At 70.6% G+C, this 15800-nt stretch carries 11 protein-coding genes; 10 read left to right on the top strand and 1 reads right to left on the bottom strand.

Going from position 1 to position 15800, the window contains the following annotated elements; all coding sequences use genetic code 11:
• Positions 1–3 precede the first annotated feature (3 nt).
• The gene (locus tag ACFV2O_RS35645; protein ID WP_379256114.1) at positions 4–3435 is read right to left on the bottom strand and encodes an ATP-dependent helicase; all 3432 of its coding nucleotides are present in this window, start codon (positions 3433–3435) and stop codon (positions 4–6) included.
• Between the two features lie 72 nt (positions 3436–3507).
• Between ACFV2O_RS35645 and ACFV2O_RS35640 the strand changes: the two genes are divergently transcribed.
• From ACFV2O_RS35640 to ACFV2O_RS35595, 10 genes are all read left to right on the top strand, one after another.
• The gene (locus tag ACFV2O_RS35640; RefSeq protein WP_379256112.1) at positions 3508–4284 is read left to right on the top strand and encodes an alpha/beta hydrolase; all 777 of its coding nucleotides are present in this window, start codon (positions 3508–3510) and stop codon (positions 4282–4284) included.
• 4 nt (positions 4285–4288) lie between these two features.
• The gene (locus tag ACFV2O_RS35635) at positions 4289–4600 is read left to right on the top strand and encodes an MGMT family protein (RefSeq protein WP_355079720.1); all 312 of its coding nucleotides are present in this window, start codon (positions 4289–4291) and stop codon (positions 4598–4600) included.
• 54 nt (positions 4601–4654) lie between these two features.
• Positions 4655–5410, top strand: a complete 756-nt coding sequence (locus ACFV2O_RS35630) for a VOC family protein (protein ID WP_379256110.1) — start codon at positions 4655–4657, stop codon at positions 5408–5410.
• An 82-nt stretch (positions 5411–5492) separates the two neighbouring features.
• Positions 5493–7232 (top strand): NTP transferase domain-containing protein, encoded by a 1740-nt coding sequence (locus tag ACFV2O_RS35625; RefSeq protein ID WP_379256108.1) that lies wholly within the window; start codon positions 5493–5495, stop codon positions 7230–7232.
• A gap of 472 nt (positions 7233–7704) precedes the next feature.
• Positions 7705–7875 (top strand): hypothetical protein, encoded by a 171-nt coding sequence (locus ACFV2O_RS35620; protein WP_356960775.1) that lies wholly within the window; start codon positions 7705–7707, stop codon positions 7873–7875.
• A gap of 170 nt (positions 7876–8045) precedes the next feature.
• Positions 8046–8387: a DUF1330 domain-containing protein gene (locus ACFV2O_RS35615; protein WP_356960774.1), complete on the top strand. Its 342-nt coding sequence runs from the start codon at positions 8046–8048 to the stop codon at positions 8385–8387.
• A 76-nt stretch (positions 8388–8463) separates the two neighbouring features.
• Positions 8464–10110, top strand: a complete 1647-nt coding sequence (gene mtnA / locus ACFV2O_RS35610; RefSeq protein ID WP_379256107.1) for an S-methyl-5-thioribose-1-phosphate isomerase — start codon at positions 8464–8466, stop codon at positions 10108–10110.
• Positions 10107–10682 carry an acireductone dioxygenase gene (locus tag ACFV2O_RS35605; protein ID WP_379256105.1) on the top strand — a complete coding sequence of 192 codons (576 nt, stop codon included), beginning with the start codon at positions 10107–10109 and terminating at the stop codon, positions 10680–10682. Before mtnA ends, ACFV2O_RS35605 begins: the two co-directional genes overlap by 4 nt.
• Positions 10679–11371, top strand: a complete 693-nt coding sequence (mtnC, locus tag ACFV2O_RS35600; protein ID WP_379256104.1) for an acireductone synthase — start codon at positions 10679–10681, stop codon at positions 11369–11371. The genes ACFV2O_RS35605 and mtnC overlap by 4 nt, the downstream gene beginning before the upstream one ends.
• 688 nt (positions 11372–12059) lie before the next feature.
• Entirely contained in the window at positions 12060–15770 is a 3711-nt protein-coding gene (locus ACFV2O_RS35595; RefSeq protein WP_379256103.1) for a nitrate reductase subunit alpha, read from the top strand.
• Positions 15771–15800 lie beyond the last annotated feature (30 nt).

The following is a 15800-nucleotide window of genomic DNA, read 5'->3' as shown; positions in this document are numbered from 1 at the left end:
CGCTCACTCGTCGGTCACCTGCCTCCCGCTGTCCTGCACGGGGCAGCTGCCCGCGACCGCGCAGTGGCGGCATCCGTCGTTGCGCATGGCGAGGTAGCTGGGGCCCTGAGTGGACGACGCGGCCTGGTGGATCGTGTCGCGCCAGTGCCCGAGCGCCTCGGCGTCCAGCGGAGGCTGCATGCGCTGAGTGGCGCCCTCAGCCTTGCTCGGCTTGGCGACGTACACCAATCGCGCCCCGCCGGGTTCGCCCGCCGAGCCGATCGCGGGTTCCGGCTCGGCCGAACCGGATTCCTCCGGTGCGTCGAGAGCGCCCGCGGCCGCCGCTACCTGGTAAGTCGCCAGCTGCGCGTGATCGACGGCGGCCTGCTTGGTGACCGGCGACTTGCCGGTCTTCACGTCGACGATGACGAAACGGCCTTGCGCGTCTCGCTCCAGCCGGTCGACACGGCCCCGGATCCGTACGGCGCGTTCGTCTTCCGTGCGCGCGGGCAGCACGCAGTCCACCGGCACCTCGACCCCGGCCTGGGTGAGTTCGCCGCGAGTGTTGCGTACCCAGGCCGAGAAGGTCTCCAGCATCGCCTCGGTGCGGCGCAATTCCTGCCGGGAATGCCAGCCGGTCCCCGGATCCACCGCTTGCCAAGCGCGATCCAATGCGGCGCGCACCTGTTCCTCTGGCACTTTGCCCGCCAGCGCCTGCACGAGCGTGTGCACCAGATTGCCCTTGACGGCGTGCGGGTTGTCGCCGTCGGTGCCGCCGTTGCGTTCCAGCGCCCAGCGCAGCGGGCAGGTGCGCAGCAATTCGACGGTGGAGGGCGACAGCGCGACCGCGCCGTCGTCCTCGGTCCACAGCGGTCGCCGCGAGCTGAGTTCGGTGGTGCCGTACCAGTCGTCGGGGTGGGTTCCCCGGACGCCCGCGTCGGCCAGCCGAGCGAGCTGGTGCGCGGCGCGGCGCCTGCGTTCCGGGTCGGCCTCCGGATCGCAGACCACGCCGCGCAATTCGGCGACCAGCGAGTGCATCACCAGGGCGCGGCCTGGGTCGGCCACCGGGAGCGCACCGGGCTCGCCGTCGTCGTCGTGTCCGAGCAGTTCGGCGAGAAAGCGCGACGGCACCAGATCGCGTTCGCCCGCGACCGATTCCACGGCGGTGACCAGCAGCGACCGCCGGGCCCGGCTGCACGCGACGAGCAGCAACCTGCGCTCCTCGGCGAGGATCGGCGCCGCACGGCTCACCCGCTCCCCGGCATCGGACACCCCGGCGGTGAGATCGACCAGGTCCTCGGTGTGCAAGAGGGTGCCGCGGGTGCGCGGATCGGGCCAGATCCCTTCCTGGACGGCGGCGACGGCGACCACATCCCATTCCCGCCCCGCGGCGGCGTGCGCGCTCAGCAGCGCCACCGCTTCGCCCGGCAGTGTACGAGGCGTCGCGTCCTGCGGAATCTCCTGCTGCGTCAGGTATTCGACGAACCCTTCGATGCTCGCGCGCGGCAACCGGTCGACATAGGCGGCGGCCGCGTCGAACAACGCGACCGCGGCGTCCAGATCGCGATCGGCCTGCATGCCGACCGCGCCGCCGCGCTCGGACTGCGCCACCCAGCGCCGTTCCAGCCGAGAACCGGTCCACAGCGCCCACAGCACGTCCTCCAGGCCCGCGCCGCGCCCGCGTACCTTGCGCGCCCGGCGCAGCGCGTCCAGCACCCGGCGCAGCGGCGCGGCCTCGACCTCGGTGAGCCGGTCCATGATGGCCGGATCGCCGGTCCCGATCAGCAGATCGCGCAACATCAGTGCGGAGGGGCGGTCGATGTCCGAGTCGCGGTCGGGCGGCGAATCGTCGCCCGCGTCCGATGTTTTCGCCCCGGCGCGCACCGATTCCAGCACCGCGCGCCGGATGCCGCGGCGCAGCCGGCGCAAGGCGATCTGGTCCGCGCCGCCCAGCGGCCCGGACAGCAGGTCGAGGGCGTCCTCCGGCTCGAACGCCGGTTCCGCGCCCCGTTGCGCCTGCTCCCCCGCCAGGACCGCGCGCAGCGAGAGCAGCATCCAGGCCGCGCCGCGCCTGCGCGCCAGCGGCGTGTCCAGCGCGGGCTGCCGCACCGGCACGCCCGCGGCGAGGAGGGCGCGGCGCAGCGGCGCCAGCGACAGCGGCACCGAACGGACGATCACCGCCATCCGCGACCACGGCACCCCACCGGTGAGATGCGCGCGGCGCAAGTGGTCGGCGATGAGCGCGGCCTCTTTCGCCGGCGTGGCCAGCACGCGCACGCGCACCTCGGTGCCGTCCTCCCGTGGGCCGGTGTCTTCCGGCACGGGGATGCGCTGCGGCGCACTACCCGGCAGGCGTGCCGCGATCCGGGCGACCGCCAGCTCCACCTGACCGCTGAACCGATGGTTGTCGCGCAACACGACTCGCCGCTCGGGTGGCACGTCGAGTTCGGCGACGAATCGCGCGTCGGCGCCGCGGAAGGCGAACACGGCTTGGTCGGGATCGCCCGCGACCACCGTGGTCCTGGCACTGTGCCCGATCGCCCGCACCAGGATCGCCGCCTGCGGGTCCAGGTGCTGCGCGTCGTCGACCAGCAGGTATCGGATCCTGGCGCGTTCGGCGGCAAGCAGATTCGGGTCGGCGGCCAGGGCGTCCAGCGCCGCGCCGACGAGTTCGGCGGCGTCCAGCGCGGGCGCGGTCGCCTCCGGCGCATCGACGCCCACCGACCAGCGCAGCAGCATCGTCTGCTCGTAGCGGAGGGCGAACCTGCCCGCCGCCACCCATTCGGGCTTGGCGTGCTCGCGGCCGAGGCGCACCAGGTCCTCCGGCCCGATGCCGCGTTCGGTGGCCCGGAGCATGAGATCGCGCAACTGTTCGGCGAACCCGCCGAGCGCGAGCGCGGGCCGCAGTCGCTCCGGCCACAATCCGTGCGCGCCCTCGGCCATGTCCGCCAGATCGCCGCGCAGCATCTCGCGCACCACGGCGTCCTGTTCGGCTCCGGTCAGCAGACGCGGCGGCGGGTTGCCGTGCGCCATCGCGTGCCTGCGCAGCACGGAGAAGGCGTACGAGTGCAGGGTGCGCACCAGGGGTTCTCGTGTGGCGCCGGGCACACCGCCCTCCGCGCCGGGGCCAGGGCCGCTCAGCCGCGTGGTGATGGCGTCTCGTACAGCGCCCGCGGCTTGTTTCGAATGGGTCAGTACCAGCACCGATTCCGGGTCGGCTCCGGCCGCGATGCGCCCGGCGGCGAGGTCGACCAGCAGGGCGGTCTTACCCGTGCCCGGGCCGCCGAGCACCTGCCAGGGCCGCCATCCCGGGCGCGCGGGACCGGCCTCGGCCGCGGCGTCCAGCAGCGCGCGGACGTCGGCGCCCCAGTCTCGCGGCCGGGGCGCCACCACGTTCCGGCGAACCAGTCGCACCGCGCCATCCGATCGCACCACGCGGGCTATTGCAACAGACACGACCGACACGCCGGTACACGCCTCCGCCCGACCGGCGCTGCGGCCGATCACGGCGCAGGTCAGAATGGACCGGTGTCTGCTCTGAATGTCCACCGGTTCGGTCCGACGACGGGACCGGTGGTGCTCGCCCTGCACGGTGTGACCGGTCACGGCAAACGCTGGGAAGACCTGGCGACCCGGCATCTGCCCGACGTACGGGTGCTCGCACCGGATCTGCGCGGGCACGGACGCTCGACCTCGCTGCCGCCGTGGAACTTCGAGACCATCGTCGAGGACCTGGTCGAGTTGGTCACCGCCGAGGCGGACGGCCCGGTCGTGGTTGTCGCGCACTCCTTCGGCGGCGCGTGCGCGCTGCACCTGGCCCATCGGCATCCCGAACTGGTGCGCAAACTGGTGCTGCTCGATCCGGCGATCGCGCTGGAGCCGGAATGGCTCAACGAGATCGCGCTGTCCACTCTGGTCTCGGCCGACTACGACAGCGTCGACCACGCGCGCCAGGACAAACTCGACACCGGCTGGGGCGATGTGGAGCCGCGATTGCTGGAAGCCGAACTCGACGAACACCTGATGCCCACCGCCGACGGGCGCTTCGGCTGGCGGATGAGCCTGCCCGCGATCAACTCCTACTGGGGCCAGCTGGCCCGCCACTGGGTGCTTCCGCCCGCCGACCTGCCGACCGTGCTGGTGCAGGCGATGAAGGTGCACCCGCCGTTCGTCACGCCGGAATTCCGCGCGGCGCTCACCGAGCACATGGGCGCGGGCCTGACCGTGCTCGAATGGAACTGCGATCACATGGTCGCCCAGGCGTATCCGGCCCAGACCGGCGAACTCGTGCGCTCGGTGCTCTGAGCCGATGCCGACCACCGACGCCCAGATCGAGCAGGTGCGCGCGCTGGTGGCGGCGGTTCCGCCCGGCCGGGTGGTCACCTACGGCGACATCGCGGCGGCCGCCGGTTTGTCGACGCCGCGCACAGTGGGCTGGATCATGCGCACCGACTCGGCCGATCTGCCCTGGCACCGGGTGCTCGGCGCGAGCGGCCGCCCCGCCGCCCACCTGGCTCATCGCCAGCTGCGTCTGCTGGCCGAAGAGGGCGTGCCGATCCGGGACGGACGCGTCGACCTGCGCGCCGCACGCTTCCCGCTGCCCGATCTCCCCGGCGACTGAGCGCCGCTTTCCGAAATTCCTCCGTGCCGGAATGGCGGCCAGTACCGTTGATCCATGCCCACCCGCCTGGCATGTGTCGTGTTCGACGCCGACCGGCCGCGTTCGGTCGCGAATTTCTGGGCCGAACTGCTGGGCTGGAGTGTCACCCTCGACCGCCCCGACGAGGTGAACGTGGCGGCTCCCGACGCCGACGGCGGCGACCTGGCGCTCACCTTCCTGCCCGCGATGCGGGCCAAGGTCGGCAAGAATCGCTTGCACCTCGATCTGGCCACCCGCTCGCTGGACCACCAGCGCACCCAGGTGGACCGGGCGCTGGCCTTGGGCGCGCGCTCGATCAACATCGGGCAGGGCGCGGTGCCGTGGGCGGTGCTCGCCGATCCGGAGGGCAACGAGTTCTGCGTGCTCGAACCGAGGGAGGAGTACGTGGACACCGGGGCCGTCGCGGCGGTCGTGGTCGACACGCGCGATCCGCAGCGCCTGGCCGAATTCTGGTCGGCCGCCACCGGCTGGCCGTCCATGCGGCGCGGCGAGCGGCTGGCCGGACTACGCGCACCGACCGGACTCGGCTCCTGGCTGGAGTTCGTGCGCACGCCCGACGCGGGGTCGGGCCGGACCAGACTGCGCCTGGATCTCACCTCGTTCCCGGCCGACGACCGGGACGCGGAGGTGGCCCGGCTGCACGCGGCGGGCGCCACCTCCATCGACCGTAGCGCCCCGGCCCCCGACCGGGAAACGGACCTCGTGCTCGCCGACCCGGAGCTCAACGAGTTCCGGCTGCTGCCGCCGGCCCGCTTCTGGTCGAACGCCTGATCGACGCCGTCCGCTCCCCGGCTTCCCCATGGTGACGAATTAGCATGGCCGCCATGGTGTACCTGACTCCGGGTCGTGGCGTGTGACGGCCGCCGACGCGATCGTGCTCGCGGGCGGCCGGGCCAGCCGGATGGGCGGCGTGGACAAACCGGCCATCGTCATCGGCGGCCGTTCCATGCTCGAAGTGGCGCTCGCCGCCGTCGCCTCGTGCGCGCGGACGGTGGTGGTCGGACCGCACCGCCCAGAGTTGGCGCCGGAGATCACGCAGGTTCGCGAGGTGCCGCCCGGATCGGGGCCGGTGGCGGCGATCGACACGGGGCTGCGGGCCCTCGGCTCCGCCGCCCCGCTGGTCGTGGTCCTTGCCGCCGACCTTCCGTTCCTGTCGCCGTCGGCGATCGCCGAACTCATCCGGCACGCCACCGAATCGGGAGCGGACGCGGTGTTCGCGGCCGACGAGTCGGGTCGCCCGCAATACCTGATCGGGGTGTGGCGGCGTTCCGCGCTTGCGGCCGCGCTGGACGAGCTCGACGCGCTGATCAATCAGCCGATGAAGGCGCTGGTGCCCGCAGCCGCCGGGATCATCCCGCTCTCCGGCGTCGGCGACTGCGACACCGAGGAGGAGGTGCGACAGGCCAGAGCGGCGGTGGACGCGCCACGACAGCAACCGCCACTCGAGCTCGGCGAGGCGCGAAATCTGCTGCGCACCGAACTTTCCCGGCTTACCGCGTACGAAGCCGACCTGTCATCGGTGATCGGGGCCGCGCTCGCGGGCCCATTGACGGCCGCCGGGCCGCTGCCTCGCTTCGACGTCTCGGCGATGGACGGTTACGCCGTGGCGGGCGACGGGCCGTGGCGCCTGCGCCGCGACGTCGGCTTCGCGGGCGGACGGCGTCCGGTGGGGCTGCTGCCGGGCGAGGCGGTGCGCATCGCCACGGGCGCGCACGTCCCCGACGGCACCACGGGCGTGCTGCGCGACGAGTTCGTGCACGTCGCCGACGAAACGCTGTACCGCCTGCCGGACACCCCGCCGCGCGACGACATCCGCCGCCGCGGCGAGGACCGGGCGGCCGGTGATCCGGTCGCACCGGAGGGTGCACCGGTCACCGCGGCGCTGGTCTCCGCGGCCGCGAGCGTCGAGGTCACCGCCGCGCCGGTGCGCGGCCCGGTCCGCGCGCACGTCGTCATGACCGGTGACGAGATCCGCAGCGAAGGTCCGCTGCAGGCAGGGCAGACCCGCGATTCGATCGGCCCGATCCTGCCGGAACTGCTGGCCAGGTATGGCATTCGCACCACCGATCGGGTGCACCTGCGTGATACTCCGCACGGATTCGACGAGGTCATGACCGTCGCGCCGGATCGCGACCTGCTGGTGATCGTCGGCGCGACCGGCGGCGGGGCGGCCGACCAGCTCCGTGCCGCCCTGACCCGCGCCGGAGCCGAGATCGTGGTGCCGCGGCTGCGGCTGCGGCCGGGCGGTTCCACCGTCGTCGCCCGGCTCACCTCCGGCACCACGGTGCTCGGCCTGCCGGGCAACCCGTTCGCCGCCGTCGCGACGCTCATGGCGCTGGCACCCGCGATCGTCGAGGGCCGCACCGGCGCGCTCCCCGCCCGCCCGCTGCGCGGGCCGCTGCACAACGCCGCCGAGATCGCCGGACAGGTGACGCGCATCGTTCCGGCTCGCGCCGCCGAGGAAGGCGGATGGATCGGCGACCCGGTCGTCCGGACGGCACATCTGGGCGGCCTGATCGACCGCGACGGCCTGGTGGTCGTCCCGCCCGATGCCGGGGACGGCGCGATCGTCGAATTCCTGCCGCTGCGCTGAACCCTTCGGCCCGCGGGTGCGTCGTGGACCGAACGAAACTGGTTGCGGGCCTTGGCTTCAGCGAGATCAAGTGGGCGCGGAATACGGGGGTGCGCCGATGCTCGGCCGACGTCGATCCGAAGTCTCTGCGGTGCAGCGGGTTTCGTTGCCACGGGAACCCGCACGCGCACTCCTTCTCGGCAGTGGAGTCGAATGCGATATACGTCGGCGAAGCGATCCACGAGGCAAATAAAACGAACGCAGGACCGCCATTTTCATCCGGTCCACCCCGCCTCGACCTGGTCGGAAGAAAAAGTCGAACTGAACTGGATTCATTACTGAATACAGGGTTCAAAAGCGCTCCTACCAGCGTAAACACAACAACCGAGCCGCTCGGAGCCATATTTTTCATTTCCTCTTCCACAGGCCATTCCCGCTCGCTATCGTGTGTTCGTTAGGCGAATATCAATCCCCCGGAAAGGACCGAGTGGAGATGACTGAAAAGTCGAAGAAAACGCCTAAGAAAATGCCGAAGCAGATGCCGAGGCAGCAGCAGCAACAGCGCCAAGAGCAGGACATCCGCGAGGGCGCTGACATGGAAGGCCGTCGGGGCAACCGGTCCGAGATGCCCGACCGGCGCGGCGAGCAGGAGCGCCGCCGCTAGCTGATCTGCGCCACCCGCGCCGCCGGCCCCACCTCCTCCCGGGACCGGCGGCCGCGGTCGTTTCGAGGCCCCCGTGCTTACCCCGGAGGTAATTGCCACCCCGCGCGAGGCGGACCTACCGTCGGTTCGACGCCATCTCCGGCGTCGTCGAACGAAGGAATCCACACGCCATGTCCGCCTATGGCTTCGCCCATCTCCGCAGTCGCAGGCCGCATCCCGACATCCTCGAATACCTGGAGCGCATCCAGGCCACCTTGGACCCGTTCGGCGGCCGCTTCGTCATCCACGGGTCCCCTGCCGAGGTCGTGGAAGGCGACTGGCCCGGCAGCATGGTGCTGATCGAGTTCCCCGGGATGACCGAGGCGCGGGAGTGGTACCACTCGCCCGCATATCAGGAGATCCTGCCGCTGCGCGCCGATCACATCGACGGCGACCTGCTGCTCATCGAGGGCGTCGGCCCCGACTACGACCCGCGCGAACGCGCCGCCAAACTGCGCGCCGGGGCGGCCTGACGCGATTTCGGCTCGCCGTCCGGCGTCCGATACCGTTGACCAGGCACGACCCGGTTCGACGCGAAGGATGCGCCTGATGGACGACAGCTCACTGGTCTGGGACGACGGCACGCTCGTCACCGTCGACCAGCGCGGACTGCCGCACGAGGTGCGCGAGCTGCGGCTGAGCACCGTCGACCAGGTCATCGACGCGATCAGGACGCTGGCCATTCGCGGCGCGCCCGCCATCGGCATCGCGGGCGCGTTCGGCGTCGTCCTCGCCACCGCCGCGCACACCGTAGGCGGCGTGGTGGACGAGACCGCGGCGCAGGCCGAAGCGGACCGGATCGCGGCGGCCCGGCCGACGGCGGTCAATCTGGCCTGGGCGGTGCGGCGGGTCCGGGCGAAGGTGGGCCGGGGCGCCGATGCGGTCCTCGCCGAGACCCTCGACATGCTGGCCGAAGACGGCCGGGTCAACCGGGCCGCCGCCACCAACGCCGCCGACCTGGTGCAGCGCCTGTGTCCGGACCGGCCGCTGCGCGTGCTCACCCATTGCAACACCGGACGGCTGGCGACCAGCGCGTTCGGCACCGCCATCGGCACGCTGCGGGTGCTGTCCGAGCGCGGCGCGATCGAGCAGGTGCTGGTGGACGAGACCCGCCCGCTGCTGCAAGGCGCCCGCCTGACCACGTGGGAACTGGCCGAGGCGGGCATCCCGCACCGGCTGACCATCGACTCCGCCGCCGCCTGGGCGATGGCGACCGGACAGGTCGACTGCGTGCTGGTCGGCGCCGACCGGGTCACCGCCAACGGCGACGTCGCCAACAAGATCGGCACCTACGGTCTCGCGCTCGCCGCCCGTCATCACGGCATCCCGTTCGTCGTGGTGGCCCCGGAGTCCACCCGCGACCTCTCGATGGCCACCGGCCGGGAGATCGTCGTGGAGGAACGCGCGGCGGCCGAGGTGACCGGATTCGGCGGTGTGGCAACGGCTCCCGCGCACACCGAGGTCTTCAACCCGGCCTTCGACGTCACGCCCGCCGATTTGGTGACCGCGGTGGTCACCGAAGAGGGTGTGGTGCACCGGTCCGATCGGTCGCCCGGCGCGGAAATCGCGGACCTCGCCCGCGAGCTGTACCGGCGCGGCTGGATGCCGGGTACGGCGGGCAATATCTCCGTGCGCACCGGCGCGACCGCCGTGGTCACCGGGAGCGGGCTGTCCAAAGGGGAGCTCACCGAGCGCGACATGGTCACCGTGCGCGTCGCGGACTCCGCGCCCGTGACCGACCAGGGGCGCAAACCGTCCGCGGAGACGACGATCCACACCGCCGTCTACCGGGCCCGTCCGGCGCAAGCGGTCGTGCACATCCATCCGCCGTTCGCCACGGCACTGGCCACCCGCTCGGCGACGCCGGGAATGCTCGGCACGCTGCGGATCACCGACTACGAGTTGATCAAGGGACTCGGTGGCGGCGATCCGGCCGTCGCGGACATCCCGGTCTTCCCGAACTGGCCCGAGGTGCCGCGCATCGGGTCCGACATCGAGCGCTATCTCCTCGACCACCCCGACGCACTTCCGGTCCTGGTCATCGCCGGGCACGGGATCACCGCGTGGGGCGATGATCTCGCCCAGGCGCGCGATCGCGCCGAATGCCTGGAAGCATTGTGTGAGCTGGTGTGCCGCACCGGTAGTCCGGCGGCGTTCGGCCCGCGCGACGATTTTCTCGAGATTGGACTGACATGACCCTGCTGCAGGTGATGGCCGCCGACAACGCGGCCGACGTGCGCGTACGCACCAGCGACGACGAGATGATCGGCACCGAACTCGCCAGGCACGGCATCACGTTCGGCCGCTGGCCGGTGGTGGAGAACGCCGCGTCGGTGCCGTCGGAGGAGTTGCTCGCGCACTACGCGACGAACGTCGCCGAACTGAACGAGACCGGGCGCTACAAGCACATCGACATCGCCCGCATCCACCCCGACGACGCCGACCCGCAGTGGCCGGAGATCGCCAAGGGCGCCCGCGGGAAGTTCCTCGACGAGCACCGCCACGCCGAAGACGAGGTGCGCTTCTTCGCCGCCGGGCGCGGTTGCTTCTACCTGCACCTGGGCGAGGAAGTTCTCGCGGTGGTCTGCGAGGGCGGCGATCTGCTCTCGGTTCCGGCGGGCACGCTGCACTGGTTCGACATGGGCGAACGCCCCGACTTCATCGCCATCCGCTTCTTCGAGGAGGAGGACGGCTGGGTCGGCGACTTCACCGGCGACAAGATCAGCGCGGGCTTCCCCACCCTCGACGAGCTGCTCACCGCGCCGTGATCGACGCCGTCGTCGTCGACATCGAGGGCACCACCAGCCCCACCGCCGCGGTCCGCGAAGACCTGTACGGCTACACCCGCGAACGGCTTCCGGAGTGGCTGGCCGAGAACAGCTCCGCGGCCGCGGCGCCCGTGCTGGACGCGACCAGGGAGCTGGCCGGGCGGCCGTACGCGGACCCGGCCGAAGTCGCCGCGATCCTGCGCGGGTGGCTCGACACCGACGTCAAGGCCGAGCCTTTGAAGACCGCGCAGGGTGTGATCTGCGCGGAGGGTTTCCGCAGCGGCGCACTGCACGGCGAATTCTTCCCCGACGTGCCACCGGCCCTGGCCGCGTGGCACGCCGCGGGTCTCGCGCTGTACGTCTACTCCTCGGGATCGGTTCGCAATCAGCAGGATTGGTTCGCCTTCGCGCGCGGAGGCAGTCTGTCCGGCCTGATCAGCGGATACTTCGATCTGTCGACGGCGGGCGGAAAACGCGAGCCTTCCTCCTACGACAAGATCGCGGGCGCCATCGGCGCACCCGCCGGGCGCATCCTGTTCCTGTCCGATCACCCGGACGAACTCGACGCCGCCGTCGCCGCTGGGTGGCGAGTGGTCGGGCTGGCCCGACCCGGCGAGCCCAATCCGCCTCGGCCGCCGCACCACTGGGTCGACACGTTCGCCGACATCAACCCCGCCGACCAGGTCTGATCGCGCAGATAACATCCTCGGAACCGCGACCACTTTCGGCCGGATCGACCGAGCCGCGCGTCGGCCCGTGTGCCGATGTCCGTTTCCGTCCACTGGGGCCGTGTTGTGCGAGGACGGCGTACCGCGAGTCGGCAGCCGTTCCACCACCGCACGGCCCCTCCGTCGTCCACCGCCGGTTGTCACGAGCGACAGTGTCATCCGGCGGGTGGTAGCCAGACTGGCGATGCCACCCGGACCCGATCGAGGCGACGGCGGATCGGGCGGAGCCTGGAGCACAGTGCAATTGATCGACGTCGGGCGAATTCACAGCGAATTGTGATTACGCTTACAATACGTTGCCACCGAGCCGCGAGCGAAACTCGCCGGGACACTGGAAAAATGCCCCACTGAAGATCGATCCAATGTGTTAACAAATGTAAAGCACTGGAGAACCCGCCGTTTCCAAAGCATCACCGACATGCGTGTGGGCGGCCCCCTCGGATCCGATTTTCTCCAGTTCAGAGCCGTTTGCCCCTGGTCGGGCCACCGGATGCCGCCCGATAGCACGGCGCTACCGTGACCGTGACGTTGCGCCGATCTCACAACTCACCACGCTTCCGAATGGGCTGTGAGAAAGACGTTTGGTCAGCCGTGCGCGCCTCTTTACAGTCGGAACATCAACCCGATCGCACAGCTCGAAGGGGACGTCGTGGTTAATTCGCGTACCCAGGGTCATACACCCTCCGCCCCGGCCACCGACGCCGGGGACGCGCTCCTGCGGCTGGGGAAATATTTCCACCGGGGCGAGATATCGTCCGATCAGCGGACGCTGCACAAGGTCGGCGGTCGCAGCGCCGACGAGTTCTACCGGGATCGCTGGTCGCACGACAAAGTGGTGCGCTCCACGCACGGCGTGAACTGCACCGGGTCCTGTTCGTGGAAGATCTACGTCAAAGACGGTGTGATCACCTGGGAGTCACAGCAGACCGACTACCCCTCAGTGGGCTCGGACAAGCCGGAGTACGAGCCGCGCGGCTGCCCGCGCGGCGCGTCGTTCTCCTGGTACACCTATTCGCCCGCCCGGGTGCGCTACCCGTACGTGCGCGGCACGTTGCTGGAGCTGTACCGGGAAGCCAAGTCCCGGCTCAAGGACCCTGTGCTGGCCTGGGGCGAGATCGTCGAAGACCCCGAGAAGGCGCGCAGCTACAAGGCCGCGCGGGGCAAGGGCGGATTCGTCCGCGCCGAGTGGTGGGAGGCGGCCGAGATCGCCGCTGCCGCACATGTTTACACGATCAAGCAGTACGGCCCGGACCGGGTGGCCGGGTTCTCGCCGATCCCGGCCATGTCGATGGTCAGCCACGCCGTCGGCGCCCGCTTCATCTCGCTGCTCGGCGGCTCCATGCTGTCGTTCTACGACTGGTACGCCGACTTGCCGGTGGCCTCGCCGCAGGTGTTCGGCGACCAGACCGACGTGCCGGAGTCCGCGGACTGGTTCGACGCGGGCTATCTGATCATGTGGGGCTCGAACGTGCCGGTCACCCGGACGCCGGACGCGCACTACATGACCGAGGCCCGCTACCGGGGCCAGAAGGTGGTCGTGGTCTCCCCCGACTACGCCGACAACACCAAGTTCGCCGACGAGTGGGTGCCCGCGCGTCCCGGCACCGATGCCGCGCTGGCCATGGCGATGGGCCACGTGGTGCTGAAGGAGTTCTTCGTCGAGAAGTCGACGCCGCGATTCCTCGACTACATCAAGCGCTACACCGATCTGCCGTACCTGATCACGCTGGACGAGCGCGACGGGGCCTACCTGCCCGGCAAGTTCCTCACCGCGGCCGACCTGGGCCGCACCGACGAGGGCGTCGAGTTCCAGACGGTGCTGCTGGACGCGCAGGCGCAGCCGGTGGTGCCGAACGGGTCGCTCGGTCATCGGTTCGGCGAAGCGGGAACCGGCCGCTGGAACCTCGATCTCGGGGACGTCGATCCCCTTCTGAGTCTGTACGGCCGCACCGACGATGCTGCGGCCGTACAGATTCCCCGCTTCGACAGCGACGTTCCCGGCGTGCTCGTGCGCGGCGTGCCGACCACGACCGTCGCGGGCAAACGTGTCACCACGGTCTTCGATCTGCTGCTCGCCCAGTACGGCGTCGGCCGCGACGGACTGCCCGGCACGTGGCCGAGCGGCTACGACGACGCGACCGAGCCGTACACCCCGGCCTGGCAGGAAGCCATCACCGGCGTGCCCGCCGTGCAGGCCCAGCGCATCGCGCGGGAGTTCGCCGACAACGCCGATCGGTCCGGCGGCCGCTCGATGATCCTGATGGGCGCGGGCACCAACCACTGGTTCCACTCCGATCAGATCTACCGCGCGTTCTTCACCCTTACCCTGCTGACCGGCTGCCAGGGCGTGAACGGCGGCGGCTGGGCGCATTACGTCGGGCAGGAGAAGTGCCGCCCGGTCACCGGCTGGTCCACCCTGGCCTTCGGCCTGGACTGGCAGCGGCCGCCGCGGCAGATGCAGGGCACCGTGTTCTGGTACCTGACCAACGACCAGTGGCGCTACGACCCGTTCACCGCCGAGTCGTTCGCCTCGCCGCTCGGCACGGGCAAGTTCGCCGGGCGCACGGCCGCCGACAACATCGCGCTGGCCACCCGGCTGGGCTGGATGCCGAGCTACCCCACCTTCGACCGCAACCCGCTCGACCTGGTCGACGAGGCCGAGGCCGCGGGCAAGACCGCGCCCGAGCACGTGGTGGACGGGTTGAAGTCCGGCGACCTGAAATTCGCCTGCGAGGACCCGGACGCGCCGGAGAACTTCCCACGCTGTCTGACCGTGTGGCGGGCGAACCTGCTCGGTTCCTCCGGCAAGGGCAACGAGTACTTCCAGCGCCACCTGCTCGGCGCCGACTCCAACCTGCAGGGCGCCGAAGCCACCGGCGTGCGGCCGCAGGAGCTGAACTGGCGGGAGACCGCCGCCACCGGCAAACTGGATCTGCTGCTGTCGCTGGACTTCCGGATGACCAGCACCACGCTGTTCTCCGACATCGTGCTGCCCGCCGCCACCTGGTACGAGAAGCACGACCTGTCCTCCACCGACATGCACCCGTTCGTGCACGCGTTCTCCCCGGCCATCTCGCCGCCCTGGGAGGCCAAGACCGACTTCGACGCCTTCCACCGGATCGCGCGCGGCTTCTCCTGGATGGCCGAGAAGCACTTGGGCAAGCGCAAGGACATCGTCGCCGTGCCGTTGCAGCACGACTCGCCGGACGCGACGGCGCAGGCGGGCGGGCGCGTGCTGGACTGGAAAGCCGGTGAGTGCGAGCCGATTCCGGGCAAGACCATGCCGAAGCTGGTCGTGGTCGAACGCGATTACCCGAAGATCGCGGAGAAGATGGCCGCGCTCGGGCCGCTGGTCGACACGCTCGGCGTCACCACCAAGGGCGTCACCACCTATCCCGACCAGGAGGTGGAGTACCTGGCCGGGGTGAACGGCACGGTCGTGTCCGGTGTCGCGCAGGGCCGCCCGTCGCTGGCCAAGGACACGCACGCGGCCGAGGCGATCCTCGCGCTGTCGGGCACCACCAACGGCAGGCTCGCGGTGGAGGGTTTCCACGCGCTGGAACGCCGCACCGGAACGAAACTGGCCGACCTGGCCGCCGAGCACGAGGGCAAGCGGATCACCTTCGCCGACACCCAGGCGCGCCCGGTGCCGGTGATCACCTCGCCGGAGTGGTCGGGCAGCGAGACCGGCGGACGCCGGTACTCGCCGTTCACCATCAACACCGAGCGGCTCAAGCCCTGGCACACGCTCACCGGGCGGCAGCACTTCTACCTCGATCACGACTGGATGATCGAGCTCGGCGAGCAGCTGCCGATCTTCCGTCCGCCGCTGGACATGACCGCGCTGTTCCGCGAGCCCTCGATCGGCGAGGTCGGCGAGCGGGGCGTCACGGTGCGTTACCTGACGCCGCACTCGAAATGGTCGATCCACTCCGCCTACCAGGACAACCTGCACATGCTCACGCTCTCGCGCGGCGGTCAGACGATCTGGATGTCCGATCGCGACGCGGCGAAGATCGGCGTGGCCGACAACGACTGGATCGAGGCGATCAACCGCAACGGCATCGTGGTGGCTCGCGCCATCGTCAGCCACCGGATGCCGGAGGGCACGGTGTTCATGTACCACGCCCAGGACCGCGCGGTGGACGTGCCGCGTATCGAGGGCATCGGCGAGGACACCAAGGGCCGGGGCAAGCGCGGCGGCATCCACAACGCGCTCACCCGCATCATGATCAAGCCCTCGCATCTCATCGGCGGCTACGCGCAGCAGTCCTTCGCGCTGAACTACCACGGCCCCACCGGAAATCAACGCGACGAGGTGACCACGATTCGCAGGCGCTCGCAGGAAGTGGAGTACTGACATGGGCGAGTGCGGCACGCGGGCACCATC

This window comes from Nocardia sp. NPDC059691, from assembly GCF_042733915.1.
Taxonomy (GTDB): Bacteria; Actinomycetota; Actinomycetes; order Mycobacteriales; family Mycobacteriaceae; genus Nocardia; species Nocardia sichangensis.
This window is presented reverse-complemented; position numbering and strand designations above follow the sequence as displayed.